General features: G+C 69.6%; 8 protein-coding genes. 1 reads left to right on the forward strand and 7 read right to left on the reverse strand.

Going from position 1 to position 14,185, the window contains the following annotated elements; all coding sequences use genetic code 11:
* Nucleotides 1-107: 107 nt before the first annotated feature.
* The 4 genes from AB0B98_RS31950 to AB0B98_RS31965 form a co-directional block, all read right to left on the reverse strand.
* Complete coding sequence (locus AB0B98_RS31950; protein ID WP_357367465.1) at nucleotides 108-3,338, reverse strand: Helicase associated domain protein; 3,231 nt, start codon at nucleotides 3,336-3,338, stop codon at nucleotides 108-110.
* A 99-nt stretch (nucleotides 3,339-3,437) separates the two neighbouring features.
* Nucleotides 3,438-4,466, reverse strand: coding sequence for a TniB family NTP-binding protein (locus tag AB0B98_RS31955; RefSeq protein WP_357367466.1), 1,029 nt, complete (start codon nucleotides 4,464-4,466; stop codon nucleotides 3,438-3,440).
* Entirely contained in the window at nucleotides 4,460-6,712 is a 2,253-nt protein-coding gene (locus tag AB0B98_RS31960; protein WP_357367468.1) for an integrase, read from the reverse strand. Before AB0B98_RS31960 ends, AB0B98_RS31955 begins: the two co-directional genes overlap by 7 nt.
* Nucleotides 6,709-7,485 (reverse strand): TnsA-like heteromeric transposase endonuclease subunit, encoded by a 777-nt coding sequence (locus AB0B98_RS31965; protein WP_357367470.1) that lies wholly within the window; start codon nucleotides 7,483-7,485, stop codon nucleotides 6,709-6,711. The genes AB0B98_RS31960 and AB0B98_RS31965 overlap by 4 nt, the downstream gene beginning before the upstream one ends.
* Before the next feature lie 334 nt (nucleotides 7,486-7,819).
* Here AB0B98_RS31965 and AB0B98_RS31970 point away from each other — a divergent pair, with 334 nt between their 5' ends.
* Nucleotides 7,820-8,452, forward strand: coding sequence for a hypothetical protein (locus tag AB0B98_RS31970; RefSeq protein ID WP_357367472.1), 633 nt, complete (start codon nucleotides 7,820-7,822; stop codon nucleotides 8,450-8,452).
* A gap of 95 nt (nucleotides 8,453-8,547) precedes the next feature.
* On the opposite strand, the gene AB0B98_RS31975 is transcribed toward AB0B98_RS31970, so the two are convergent.
* The 3 genes from AB0B98_RS31975 to AB0B98_RS31985 are packed head-to-tail and all read right to left on the reverse strand — an operon-like array spanning nucleotide 8,548 to nucleotide 13,653.
* Entirely contained in the window at nucleotides 8,548-9,108 is a 561-nt protein-coding gene (locus tag AB0B98_RS31975) for a hypothetical protein (RefSeq protein WP_357367473.1), read from the reverse strand.
* Nucleotides 9,109-9,111: 3 nt separating this feature from the next.
* Nucleotides 9,112-11,205: a helix-turn-helix domain-containing protein gene (locus AB0B98_RS31980; protein ID WP_357367475.1), complete on the reverse strand. Its 2,094-nt coding sequence runs from the start codon at nucleotides 11,203-11,205 to the stop codon at nucleotides 9,112-9,114.
* Nucleotides 11,206-11,262: 57 nt separating this feature from the next.
* Nucleotides 11,263-13,653, reverse strand: a complete 2,391-nt coding sequence (locus AB0B98_RS31985) for a Helicase associated domain protein (protein WP_357367477.1) — start codon at nucleotides 13,651-13,653, stop codon at nucleotides 11,263-11,265.
* Between the last annotated feature and the right edge of the window lie 532 nt (nucleotides 13,654-14,185).

Consider the following 14,185-nt stretch of genomic DNA (forward strand, 5'->3'; position numbering starts at 1 on the left):
GGGCCCCGTTGCGTGACCTCGATGCCGGATCTTTTTTGGGTTTTTCCGGGAGAGCCGAAAAGGGCGGTCGGGCGTGCCCCGGGTCGGGCAGCGGTGGCCACGTCAGTTCACGCAGGGTGGATGTCGATGGCGGAGAGAAGTTTCTGCTGGTCGGGATGGAGGGTGTTCCAGCCGGTGCGTTGTCTGCCGGCCCACCGCTGGATGGTGGGTGAGTGGTCCTGGCCGGCGTCGTGCTGCTCGCGGGCTTGGTGGTAGGTGCGTTGCCAGGTGTGGGGCCAGGGTGGGTTCCACCAGGGATCGATGGTTTCCAGCATGCGGGTGGTGGTGAGGGAGAGGCGTCCTTGTCGGGCTTTGCGGCGTGTTTGTACGAGCCATCTGCCGAGGGGGAAGCCGTCGTGCTGGGTGTCTGCGCTGGGGGAGAGGTGGCCGTGGGTCTGGGCGTATTCGCGTGCGTGGGTGAGCCCGGGGCTGGGCGGGTAGGCGCGGCTGGTTCTGCGGGACTGGTTGGCGGGGTCCCCGGTGCTGGGCGTGATCCCGAGTTCGGTCAGGAGCGGGTGCTGCTCGGGTCGTAGACGATCCCAGGCTGTGCGTTGTGCGGTGGTCCACGCGCGTACGTCGGACGGCGGGCCGCCGGGGCGGTCCTGGGTGGTGCGGGCGCGGGTGTAGGCGCGTTGCCAGGCGAGGTCCCAGGGAGGGTTCCACCACGGGTCGATCGCGGTGAGGGCCTGGTGGCGGGCGTTGGGGGTGGTGTCGCGTCGGCCTTGTTGGCGTTGGTCGTTGAGCCAGCGGCCGATGGGGAAGCCGTCGTGGACGGTGGAGTGGGTAACGGCGAGGGTGTGGTGGGCGGCTGCGTAGGCGCGGGCATGGGCGAGTGCGGTCTCGGCGTACGGGGTGATGGGTCGGGTGCGGGCGGCTTCGCGGGTGAGGCCGATGCCGGCGAGGAGGCGCTGCTGGTCGGGGTGGAGGTCGTCGTAGCGGGTGCGCTGGAGGCGTAGCCAGGCCCGCTGGGTGGGGGCGAAGCTGCGGAAGTGGCGGTCGGCGTCGAGCCGGTGGCCGGCCTTGACCTGGTCGTGGATGTGCTGCCAGGCACGCTGCCACGCCAGGCTCCAGGGCGGGCGCCACCACGGATCGACGGCAGTCAGCGCCTGCGCGGCGACAGACTGGGGTGCGCCCCGGTCGGCGTCGGTTCGGGCGTACTGGCGTTGCCGGCGCAGCCACTGCCCCAGCTCGAACCCGTCGTGGACGGTGCTGATCGCGGCAGCGAGGGTGTTGTGTGCCGAGTGGTAGGAGCGTGCGTAGCCAAGGCCGACGGCGAAGTCGGCCTCGCGCTCGGCGGGCCGTGCGGCGGCGCCGCGGGCCCGGTCCGGGGTGACTCCGATGCGGGCGAGTAGGTCCTGCTGGTCGGGCTGGAGTGTGCCGTACTGGGCGCACTGGGTGGTCAGCCACGTGGCCAGCGCGCTGCTGATACTGGGGAACCCGGCTGCAGCGTCCAGGACGTGGCCGTCTTGGACGTGGGTGCGCGCCTGGTGCCAGGAGCGCTGCCATTCCAGTGTCCAGGGCGGGTTCCACCAGGGATCGATCGCCGACAGCGCCAGCGCCCGGGGTGAGGGGGTGCCGTGGCGGTGCTGGTAGGCGCGGTCTTTGCTGCGCTGATTGGACAGCCACTGTCCCAGCTTCAGTCCGTCCTGGACGGTGTCGGTGGTCGCGTTCACCAGCGTGCCGTGGGCGTCGGCGAAGGCGCGTGCGCAGGCGAGGGCGTGCTGGAAGTGGGTGGCCATGTGCTTGCGGCGGGGCCGGGCCGCCCGTACGGCTTCGCGGGTGAGGCCGATGTCGGCCAGGAGGCGTTGCTGCGCAGGGTGCAGGTCGTCGTAGCCGGTGCACTGGTTGTACAGCCATTCGCCCAGGCCGAAGCTGGTGGTGGGGAAGCCGTGCTCGGGTCGCAGGCCGCCCCGGTCGCGGGCGTGGTCGCGGGCTTGGTAGTAGAAGCGCTGCCACATCACCGTCCACGGCGGCCGCCACCACGGATCCAGCGCCTCCAGGGCGGCGACGTGTTCGGGTGGCATCGCGGGGAATTTCCGGTGATTGGACAGCCATCGGCCCAGTGCAAAGCCGTTGAAGCGGCTGTGGATCGGTGCGGCGAGGTGGCCGTGGACGGCGGCGTAGGCACGGGCGTGCGCCAGACCGGTCGTGAACGCCTGATCCGACCTGTGGCGAAGCCCCAGGTGCAGCCGCGTACCGCCTGCGGTCTTCTCCGGCCGCTGCGGGGCGTCGCGGTAGGCGGTGAGTTCGCGGGCGATGGGGCGGGGCCGGTGCGCCATGTGCAGTGTCCACAGCTGGTCGGTGACGGCTGCGTCCGCGTCGGCTCGTACGCAGTGCTGTGCCCAGAGCAGCAGCGGACCGGCTGAGGTCGAGGCGATCCGCTCGGCAAGCCACGGCCGCTTCGTGGCCCGCGCCAACTGGGCGACCAAGGCAGGGGTGTGGGCAAGCGTGTGGGGCAGATGGCGGCCGGTGTCGGTGAGCAGCCGCTGTCTGGTGCGTTCGTCGGTGAGGACCGAGGTGAGGGCGACGGTCTCGGGGTAGGTGACCGCGTCCCTGGCCAGCAGCCGCCACCACCCGGGATCGGTGCCCGGCGGTGCGAGTCGCAGCGCTCGGCGCGGCCACTGCTCTTCTTCGGGCCACTGCTGCGCCCACCAGGAGACGACCACGGCGTGCGCGACCTCGAACGCACGAGCGGCGTCCGGCCGATGGCGCAGCAGGTCCAAATGCCGCCGATGCGCCACGAGCATCTCCGGCAGTCCCGTCAGGTCGATCTGCTCGGTGCCCGCCGGTGCGCCGTCGATCCAGTGGGTGCCGAGCATCCAGCGCCGGTGGCGCGGACACGCGCGCGTGTGCGGCTGCAGATAGAGCCGTACGGTCCTGGTACGTCCGGTGCGCGCGGCTGTGCACAGCCGGCAGCCTTCCCCTGCGGCCGGCACCACGCTGCCGAAGCGGAACCGCCCGGCCACGCCCGCCCCGTCCGGCGATACGGGTTCTTGGGCGGTCCAAGCGGGCAGGGCCCGCTGAAGGGTCTCCTCGGGCACACGGCAGAACGCGGAGACGCGGGCGCGGGCTTCGGCGTTGAGGTAGACCTCGCCGTCCGTCCGGTAGCCCTTGAACAGGCCCCCTCCGACCTGGACGAGGGCTGGGATGAGGTCTCTGACGCCGAGCCGGTAGCGGTCGGCCAGCCGGTCCAGGTACGACAGGTTCGTCTCGCCCTGCAACGGCGCCAGCCGCACCGATCCCGGTCGTGCCGCAGCCGTACGCGGCGGCTGCGGCTGTGGTGGAGGAGAGTCGTGCATCAGGGAGCAGAGGCCGTTCCTAGCGGGCTCGGATGCACTGGCATCCGAGCAGAGGCCAAACGAGGGATCGGGACGGACGGTTGGGACAGACCCCGCCGGTCAGGGCTGGCGTTGCGAGGGCATCCGGCGGCGGTGTGGTGCCCGGGCCCGTTGTTCGGCGGCTGTGTCGAGCTCGATCTGTTCGAGCAGTTTCTTGGTGATCTTCTCGGTGCCGTCCAGCAGGGACACCAGGGCGGCTTCGCGGATGAGGTGGGAGAGGCTGCCTATGCGTCCGCCGGTGCGGGCGTGCAGGTAGGCGGCGTGCGCGACCAGCGTGCCGGGCCGGTGCCGACGCAGCCGCAGGGCGCTGTCCATACTGCGCACCAGGTCGTGCCAGATCTGTTTGTCCGCGTCGCTGCCGTAGCGCAGTGGCTGATTGCGCACGATTTTGAATCGGCCGGCGAGCTGGGAGCCGCGCACGCCGGTCAGCAGCGGTGAGGTTTCGACGTCGATGCCGGAGTAGACGAAGGTCGCCGGGATCCGCTCGCCGAGGTACTTCAGCTGATCGGAGGTCTCGGCGCCGGCCCGGCTGCGGGTGTCCATCAGGTGCACGTCGTCGACCAGGACCAGCTGGGTGCCCATCTCGCACAGCAGCTCGCACACGGCGTTGGTGATCTGGATCTGGTTCATCCGCTCCAGCGTCGGCAGGCCCAGGAAGCGGGCGAACTCGCTGATGAGCATCTTCGGGGTGGAGGACGGCGGCACGGTGATGAACAGCACCGGCAGCCGCCCCTCCTGGTTCGGGTGGCGGCGCCGGTCGGCGAGTTCCACGGTGCGCCCGAGCTGCTGCATCGCGGTGGTCTTCCCGGTGGTGGCCGGCCCGGAGATGATCAGTCCGCGCCGGGCTCCGCCCTGCTGGCCGCGGTTGAGCAGCAGCAGGCGGCGTACCGCGGTGGAGATGGCGTCCATCGCGGGGGTCTTCAGCACCACGAACCGCGCGTGGTAATCCTCCCGCTGCTCCAGCGTCCACTTCTGGTCGCCGGCGTCCCGTGCCGGGGCGTGCGGGGTGTCGACGAACTGCTGCCACCCGTCCCACGTGGTCAGCGGACTGAACGTGCTCGTGGTGGTGGGCTGCGCCGTCGTCACCATGCCTGGGCCTCCTGGTACGGGTCGTAGATGCGCATGCCGCCCGCCCCGGCGGCGTCCAGCGTCTGCTCAGCGGCCTGGTCCCGGTCCGTTTCGCCCGTCGGCCTGGATGCTTCGGCCTCATCCGCATGGTCTGCCGCGGCGTCCTGGCCGTCGGCGAGGGCGGCGAGAAGGTAGTCCTCGCCGTCCGGGTCGTCCTCGATGTCGTCCAGGCTGTCGTCGGTGTCCCAGCTGTCGGCATCCCTGAGCGGGACGGTGAAGGAACCGGGCAGCCCGAACGAGGCCCCCGGCGCGAGAGGTGCAGGCCACTGCTGCGGGGCGGTGGCGGGGGAGTGATCGGTCATCTGCGCGGCAGCCTGGGCCCGGGCGGCTACCGTTCGCTCTCGCCTGCTGCCCAGTCCCTGGCTGGCACGGCGCAGCAGCGCATCGAGTGCCTGGGCGATCGCCGCCTCGTGCTCTTCACGGCCATGCCGGCGTTCCACAGTGCGGCGGACGTGGTCGAAGGTGAACGCGGTAAACGGGCGCCGGACCGCCGCCGCGTGGACCCACGGCACCTCGAGCCAGCCCTCGGGCAGGCGCACCCACACCCGGTTCGGGTCATAGGGGTTGTGGTGGACCTCCCACCGTCCGTTCTTGTCCGCCCGCGGTGAGCGGCGGCGCCGGTAGGGGTTCAGGCCGGGGTGGTCGTAGGTGCGGTAGCCGAAGCGGATGCCGTAATCGTTGACGGCCTGCCACCGCACAGGCAGCAGCTCGACGTAGTCGTCGGCGGACAACGGCACCGGTACATGCCCCGTCACCGCCACCAGCGCCGCCCACATCTCGTTCGGGGAGACGGCGACCCGCGGCAGCATCGGGTGCCGCAGCGCCTCATGCGCGCGCTCCTGCCACCCGCAGATGACCCACTCGTCCAACAACTCCTGAAGCTGCGCCAGACTCCAGCAGGCATCCCGCTCCGCGGCCGCGCCCCGCTGCGACACGTCCGAGCCGGTATGGCCCGGCAGGTACTGGCTGAACCCGTCGGAGATGGCGCGGAAAGTCCGCTCCACGTTCCCCTTCGCCGGACCGTTCGCCGGCGGCACCGGCTGTACTGACACCCCCAGGCTCTCGCACGCCGAGACAAAAGAAGCCGACACGTACACCCGGCCCTGGTCCACCACCACCGTCTCCGGCATGATCACCGGCCGGGCAGCCGCCCCCTCGAGCCGCGCGTCCAACGCCACCAGCCGCTCATACGGGATGACCGACCGCTGCATCGACAGCGCCGCGTCCCAGCCCGGCCGCATCGCCGCCGGCACCACCATCTGCGCCAGCAGCATCGCCGCGTCCACCGACGTCGTGCCCACCGGCCGCAGCACCGCCGCGCAGATACTGCGCGTCGCCACATCCAGCGCGATGCTCAGCTCCACCCGGCCAGCCACACCGTCGTCCAGCACCGCCATAACGTCCAGCGGCGTACTGTCCAGCATCACCAGCTCACCCGGCCGCATCGCCACCGTCGGCGTGAACGGCGGCGCCGGCCGCGACACATGCCACCGCCGCTGCGCCGCAGTCCCCAGCAGCCCCTGCCCATCGGCCACCGCGTGCACCAGCCGGTTGAACGTCGACACCGGCGGCAGAGCCACCACCCCCGCGCCGTACTCCTCCTCCAGCAGCCACCCCACCCGGCGGCGCAGCCGCACCAGCGTGCCCGTCGACCGCTCCCGCTGCTCCTCCAGCACTCTCCTGATCGCAGCGACCACCCGCTCATCGGCCCGCCCTACCGCGGACCGCTCCTTCACTGCCCGGCCATCCACCAGCCCCCACAGGCCCTCGCTGCGGTAGCGCGCCCGCATCCGGCGCACCGTCGCCACACTCGCCGACCAGCCCGCCGCCGTCAGCTCCTCGGCCTTCGCCTGCTCCCGCTGCGCCAGGCTCCGCGCCGCCGGATCGAACTGCTCACGCGGACGGCCCTGCCCGACTGCCTCAGGAAAGCCGGTCTCCACTTCCCGCACATGCCGCTCCCACGCCTGCGCCCGCTCCCGCACCTCTTCCGGCAATGCCTCCCATAGCCCGAACGGCACCACTCTCCCCGGCGCCCGCCCGCCTTCCACTCCGAAAGAAGGGTCGGCGAACAGATACGGCAGCAGCACCACCGCCGAGGCACCCTCGTCGGTCACCAGCGTGGCCCGGGCACCTTCCAGCACGGCGACCGTCCACACCCGCCCGTCGTAGCGAAGACGCGCTCCGACCTCGACAACCGCCTGCGTCACGCTGCTTCGGCCTCCTGCCGCGCTGCCGAGACGACGACACGCTCGTGCAGAGGTTCATCCAGCCGCACCCGCAGCACACCGCTCCACAGGGCGTGAAAGACCACAGGCCAGACGGCGATGGGGTCACCCAGCTCCCGCACCACTTCCACCGCCGGCCGCGGACTGCTGAACGCCTCCATCAGAGTCGGCATCCACGGCCCTGCGGCGTGCCGGGGATGCCGGTAACCCGCCAGCCACCGCACATTGGCCACCAGCACGGGATTCGGCGGCCCAGCGAGGCGATAGTGCCAGCCCACCGCCTCCGCAGCAGCCGCCACCACCCTCGCCCGCTCAGCCAACCGGGCAGAGGGCCCGCTGCGCCCCGTACAGTCGACCAGCAGGCCACTGCCGTCCTTCAGCCTGGCCATCAACTGCGGCGCATGCCCGACGCCGCGCCCGTTCTCACGCCACACCAGCTCCACCGGCCGGCAGGCCAGCGCCACCACCGCCGGATCCCAGTCCATCAGCATCAGCTGGGTCCGCATGACACCGGACCCGTACGCCACCAGCCGCCCGTTGGTTGACGACCACCACCAGCCCGGAGCAACGCGACGCCCGTACCGAACGGGAAACGGCCGTACCGCAGGACAACTCTCGAAAACGATGTCCTGCGCAGCCTCAAGCCACGAGACCTGGAGCGCGCGCTCCAACGGGTCTCGAAAACGCACCTCGATCCGGCTGACATCAACGGCTGCATCGCCTCCGCCTCGAACAGCACCGTCCGTCGCCTGCATACGGACAGTCAAGCCAACCTAAGTCCACTTCGCCGCTGCCAAGTTGACAGAAATATCCCGCACGTCTTGGATGGCCGCCCATTGCCATGGCGAGCTGACTGTCTGATTCGTCGGGCTGTGACTGAGCGCTTCAGTGGGCAGGCCTCACCAACTGAAGCGCTCCGCCTCGAGCGGAGCACGATTGACTCGGGCGTGCTGCGTGTGACGGCAGAACTCGTGGCCTGCGTGCCTCCCATTGCATGCCTAGGTCCTGCGGCAGCATGAAGCTGCACCTCGCTGCCGATGCGCAACGGGGGCGCTGTGGTGCCTGGCGCACGGGACGAATGGAGCTGTGATGTCGGAAGCTGGGGAGCCGCGCTATCAGGCAGCCTGGGTGCCCTACGCACCAGATCGCGACCTGCGAGAGGCCGTAACCCTGGCGGCCGAATGGACAGACTCGATGTGCGTGCCAGGAACGACTTGGGCTTTCCTGACCAGCGACTTCGGTGTCGATGCCGATCATGTACCAGGGCTGGCCCCCTTCATCGGGCGGTACCAGCAGAGCACGCCGAGAGCGGGGAACCTCTCGCACGGACCGCTGATGGCGTATTGGCCCGATCTGCGGATGATGTGCACGGCTCATCGGTTCGCCCAGGAAACTGCCGTGGCCGTCGTTGAGGCGAGTGATGTCGCGTTGTCCGGATGGGCAGCCGTGGCGCAGGCTGTGGATCTGACCCGCCCGAACGTCCCGCCCGTCGGCATTGACTCTCAACTGGCCGAAGCTGTTGAGCAGCTGCACTTCTATGGGAACAACGCCTATAGCTCTGGCTTCGGGCGCGACCGGGCCAAGGACATTCTTGTTGGCCTGCGCACGCACGCACCACTCGACGGGGCCTGGATCCTCTCAGCTCTGCTGGCCCGGGGAGCTTCGCTCGGCGCCTTGGAGGCCCTTGGAAAACTGATCACATCTGTGGAGGGCAGCCGGTAACCGCGCGTGCGCTGCTGCGCCAGCTCCAGCGCTCATCCGCCAAGTCAAGCGCGCAGTCACAACGGGCTGCTGCTGTCCCCGATGCAGGTAGAAGGTTAGTAGTCGAGGTCGAGGTAGTCGATGTCGTTGAGGGTGACGTCGGAGAGTCCTGTGGCGCGAGCTCCGCCGTCTTGGAAGTAGATCTCTTTGAGTCCCTCGGCGATGATCCCACGCATCTGCTGGTCGCTGGCGCCTGTGTTGCGGGCTTCGAAGAGGCGTCGTGCGTAGCGCGGGGGGAGGTGCACGGTGAGCCTGCGGAACCGTCCGTCTTCGGTCGTGCCGACCGGTGCCGTGTAGCCGAACCGGGCCCGGGTTTCCACGGTGATCCCGCCGGTGGTGGCGGCCTTCTTCTGCCGGCGCTTGCGTACCAGCGGCTGCCACCGCTGCCGTACGGTGTCGTCGATCTTCGCGGCGATGTCGGCGCGGGCGTGTTTGCGGGCGCCGCGGCGGTAGCGGTTGACGGAGTCGGCGGTGACGCCGATCTCCTGCGCGACGGCCTTCGCGCTGCCGAGTTGCTTGAGCAGGAAGCCGATCTGGCCCTTGAGGGTCTTGGGTGGGTCCTTGGTGAACGCCTCGCGGTCGGCGCGCTCGATCGCGTCCTCGATCTCTCCGGCCACGGTCTATTCGCCTTCGTCCAGGACGGCGGCGCCGCCCTTGATGTGTCGGGCCGGGTTGAGGCCCTGCTCCATGAGGTCGATTGCCCAGAGCATCTCCTGTACGCCTTCCAGCTTGGCCAGGCCGGGCGTGGGCCCGAGGCGGAAGCCGCCGGGCTGCGGCTTGCCGGACGCGGCGTATGGGAGGAAGTCGAGCGGCGAAGCGCCCGGCGAGGGGTAGACGACGCAGTCGGACAGCACGGCGAGCGGGAACAGTCCGGTCATCCGGGACATGTTCAGCAGCTTGCGGTGCATGTTGACCCGGGCCTTGGAGATGACGGCGGCGCGGATGTCGGGGCGCCAGGTCGGCCGCTCGAGGGCCGGCCACCGTTCGCCATCCTTGTAGTGGCGGCCCTGCGGGCGCTCGCGGAGCTTGCCGACGCCGCCCTTCACGGTGGCCTTGATGGCGGCCAGGACGGCGGCCAGGGCCGGGTCGGCCTGCTTGTGCTGCTCCATCGCGGTGAGGAACTGGCGGTCGTCCAGGTCCTTGGTGACGCCGAGGTCGGCGAGGGTGTCGACGTATGCGTTCTTGAGGCGGTCGTGCCACGGGTCTAGGTACGCGCCGGTCTCGCGGCGCAGGTATGCCTCGATCGGGTGGACGTCGTGGCCGAGTTCCTGGGCGTAGGCGAGGGTGTGTGTCTGGTACCAGGCCGGGCCTGTCGGACGGGAGCCGTCCGGCGTGAACGGGGAGGGCAGGCGCGGGTCCAGCTCGATGTGGGAGAGGTCGACCAGCCAGCTCCCGGGGATCTTGGGGTTGAACTTGACGTTGTGGAAGTGGTCGGGAGCGCTGAGGCCGACGACCAGGCGGGCCGCGGCGGCGAGGAAGGCAGTGTTGAGGTCGAGGCCGACCGCGAAGGGCAGCATGCACTCCTCATCGGAGAGCGTGTCCACCGACCGCACCCACTGGTACGCCTCCTCGTTGAGGAATCCGCCGGTCCAGCCGCTGTTCACGACGACCGGGTGCTCGGGAGTGGCCTCCGGTGGCGCCGGGTCCATCGGCTCGGTCCCCAAGCTGCCGGGGTTGTAGCCGGAGATCCAGTTGCCGGTCTCTTCATCGCGCTCCGGCTTCGTCGGCGGGCGCATGGCCGTCATCAGCTCCAGTCCGGAGACGGCCGTGGATCCGCGTGGGGTGATGACCCGCTGGGCGTACACCCCGAGGACGCGGGCGATGTCGGCCGGCTCCATCTCCGTGACGCCGGGCCAGGACCGCTCATCGAGGGCGTCCCAGGACAGGATCGCCAGCTGCACGCACTGCCGCTCGCGCCCCTGGGCCTTGCGGTAGATCCGCGCCCAGGGGCCGAAACCGCGCTGCGTGAGCTGCCACTTGGCCTTCGCTACCTGCTTGACGACCGGGTGGTCCTCCGGAAGGCGCAGCGAGCGGCGCTGCTCGTGGCCTTCCAGGCGCTCGGGCAGCCCGAGCTTTACGGCGGCTGCGGCGGTGAGCACGATCAGCGGGTCGGAGTCCTTGCCGTAGCGGTTGAGCTTCGGCGCACCGAGGCCGGACTCGCGCAGCGTCCACTCCACCAGCTCCACCACCGTGGTCGCCGGGCAGTCCAGCACGATCCCGTCGACGCCGTACGCGGAGCCGTCACCGTCCAGCACGGCAAGTGGGCCGTGCGGGAAACGCGGATCGGCTGCGGGCTTCGCCGCCTTCTTCACTGCCGGACGCCGCGATGTCACAGCCGGCCGGGTGGCGGGACGTGCCAGCTCGATGGCTGGAACGGTGAGATCCTGCGGGGTGTCTGCCGTCTCCACCCCGGATGCTGCCGGTTCACTGGACGCCGCCGGCGTGACAGCCAAGGCTGAACCGCGGCCGGGATACTTCGCCGCCCACCCGTTCAGCAGCCGCTGGTAGGCATCCAGACGCGGCGACTTCGGCTCGCTCCGGCCGTTCTCCCAGTTCTTCACCGACTGGGTCGTCGTCTTCAACGCGGTCGCGAGGCGGGCCTGCGTGATGCCGGCGGCCTCACGCAGCCGGGCACGCTCCGCCGGAGGCGGGAGCTGCGGCTCCTCGTCCAACAGAGCGTCGACGGACGCGAACAGCTCTTCCTCAGACGCCATTCCCTGCACCTTCACGCCAGGACCCGATACTGCTTAACCAAGAAATTACCCCACTCTTTAACCCTGCTGCGCCCATTCCAATCCCAGCTCGGCGAGTGTGGCGAGTTTGTCGGGGGTCAGCTTCGCGCGGCGTCCCTTCTGATTCATGATCCACACTCCGAGCTTCACCTCGGTGCCGCCCTCGAGCCGCTCGACGTGTCCCCTGGGTACGGTCAGGGAGCCGGTGCGAGCCTTGTACTGGGCCAGGGCTGCTACGCCCCGCTCGAAGGTGTTCCTGGGAGCCGTGGACGGCTTCACCGATGCCTCCAGCCCGGGCGAGTGTGGGATGACGCCGATGGTCTCCAGGCGTTCGCGTTGCCCGTCGGCCAGCGCTGCCCAGACTTCGGGCTGGCGTTGCCGGGCGAGCCATTTGCCGATGTCCATCCCGTGCACGGTGACCCCGGGTTCGACGTACGCGAGGATGGTCTCCTCCGCGAGCATCTCTCGCACCACCGCGTAGTGCCGCTGCCACTCGGCCGGCCATGACGGGTTCCAGTCCTCGTCGATCTCCTTCAACGCGGCTTCCCACTCCGGCTTGCCAGCCAGCGCGCCAGGTCGGCGGAGGTTCGCGAGCCACTGCCCGATGGGCCGGTCCAGCATCGTCGCGGTCCGAGGCGCGCACAGCGTCCAGTGCTGCTCGTAGTACGCCTTGGCGGCCTGAAGGTTCTCCTGGAACCGCTCATCAACGACCGACCAGACCATGCCCAACTTCTCCAGCCGCTGCGCGCGCCGCCCGCTCATCTCCCCAGCCGCGTAGGCCCGCCGCTGCTCCGCCACCCACTGCCCAAGAGGCGTCGCACCCTCCCGATGTCCGTACGGCACTCGCGCGTTCCCGACCCGCTCGACGTACGCCTTCAGCTTCGTCCAGCCGCGCGCCCAGTCCTGCCGCTCCGTGTCGATCACGTTGAAGCTGACCCAGTCGGCGACCATCACCGGGTCACGCGGTGCGGCAAAACGAAGCAGGAGACGGGATTCTTCCTCGCCCTCCTCGGGCGGAGTGCCGATGTACTCGGACGGCTGCGCGATGTCCTTCTGCGGCTCCTGAGGGATCGCAAGCAGCTCGATTGCCTCTTCGTCGTGAGCGCGCAGACCTTCCAATACCTTCACCAAGGGCCGATACGAGCCCGATGTGAACATGTCCTCCGGCTGCTCACCGGGCTGAAGGAATACCGGAACGATCAAAGAGGCAAGCTTTCCCTCTCCCGGCTTTTGACGGAGAGCCCGGCCAATGGCCTGCACGATGTCGTGCGGCGCGCCCTTGGGATCCAGCAGGGCCACGGAGTCGACGGCCCGGATGTCCACGCCCTCCCCCAGGACGCGGCAGTTGGAGAGCACGGCCCGCCGGGCGGTGGAGCCGAACTTCCCCAGCACCTCTCGCCGACGCTCCGGGACGTGCTCGCCGCACAGCCAGTCCGCCCAGATCTCCGCCGGGTACTTCTCGGGCCGGTCGGCGTGCAGCCGCTTGGCCACGTGCTCCAGGCCCTCCGCGTACGCCGCGGCCTCTATGGTCCGGTGGTGAAAGGTGATGCAGGTCTGGAGGTTGTGCTGCTCCATGGTGTGCAGCAGCGCAGCCTGGAGGGCGCCCAGGCGCTGCCCGCGGACCTCCTCGGTGTGCCGCTCCTCGCCCATCAGCCGCTCGGGCGTCACGACCGGGTCCTTCAGCTCCAGAACGATGATCTGGTACCGCGCCAGCAGCTTCCGCGACACGGCCGACGCGAGTGAGAGCTTGTAGAGGACCGGTCCGAAGACCTTCTCGTCGTCCATGGAGGCCGCCATCTCGCGCGGCAGCGGATCGCGTACCCCTTCGGCGACCTCGCGGTTCAGCCGCTCCTCCCAGATCCGCGGCGTCGCCGTCAGGTACAGCCGGCGGTGCGCCGGGATCTTCGTCTGATCGTGGATGTCCGCCCACGCCTTACCCATCGACCCACTGGTCCGGTGCGCCTCATCGACCACCGCCAGGTCCACCGGCGCGAGCTTCTGCCCGTAGGCGCCCTCGAACGCCTCCACCAGCACGCCCAGGGACGCGTAGGTGGCGTAGATGGTCACCGGCCCAGCGCTGTGCCACAGGGCCAGCTGCACGGGGTTCGTGGTGCTCCGGACCCCCAGGTGCCACAGCTCCAGGTCGTCCAGGGGCGAGCACACCATGACCGCCGACCCCTTGTGCCCGGCCTCGCTCCACGCCTTCACGGTCTGCGCCAGGAGATCCAGGGTCGGCACCACAACGAGAATGCGGCCCTTGGGCACAATCCGCTTCGCGGAGGCCGCCGCGATGATGGTCTTTCCCGTCCCGCACGCGGCGTGCACCTGCCCGCGCAGACCATTCCAGGGAATGCCGCCCGGCGGGATATCGAGGCCGCGCACAATGGCGGCCACGGCCTCAATCTGGTGTTCACGCAGTTTCACGGCCATTCCCGTGTTCTCCTTTTCGCGGAATGCGGCGCGTAATAGGAATGAGAGTCCGGTGCGGTGACTGGCGGGCCGGGGTGGTGGTGGTGTCTGGGCCCAGACTCTACACAGTTACCAGCTGTGATGCATCACCCATATCGCAGCTTCCCCTTGCAGGTTGATACTTGGCTGAATCCCGCCCCGTTCGCACGGTTCATAGGGTATGCTGGCGGGGTATTGGTGAACGTGAGCGGCAGGTTTCGAGAATGGGGGAGGGGTTCGGGTGGAGCGCAGCGGAGCCCGTCACTGCGGTGGGGCCGGCACTCCGTCAGGCCGACGATCCGTCACTCTCGTTGCAGGGGTAGTGGGTAGGAATCTCAAACCCTACACAGGCCCGCGCGTGATGCACCTCCCCTTGCCGCCAGCCTCGGCGACCGCGCTTGCGCGGTCGCTCGCAATTCGCGCTTGCGCGAATTGCCCTGCCTTTTGAATTCCGCTTGCGGAATTCTACTCCGGCGCTTGCGCCGGAATCCGAATTGCGCTTGCGCCATTCGCT

The organism is Micromonospora sp. NPDC048947, assembly GCF_040649495.1.
In the GTDB taxonomy this organism is placed as follows: domain Bacteria; phylum Actinomycetota; class Actinomycetes; order Mycobacteriales; family Micromonosporaceae; genus Micromonospora; species Micromonospora alfalfae.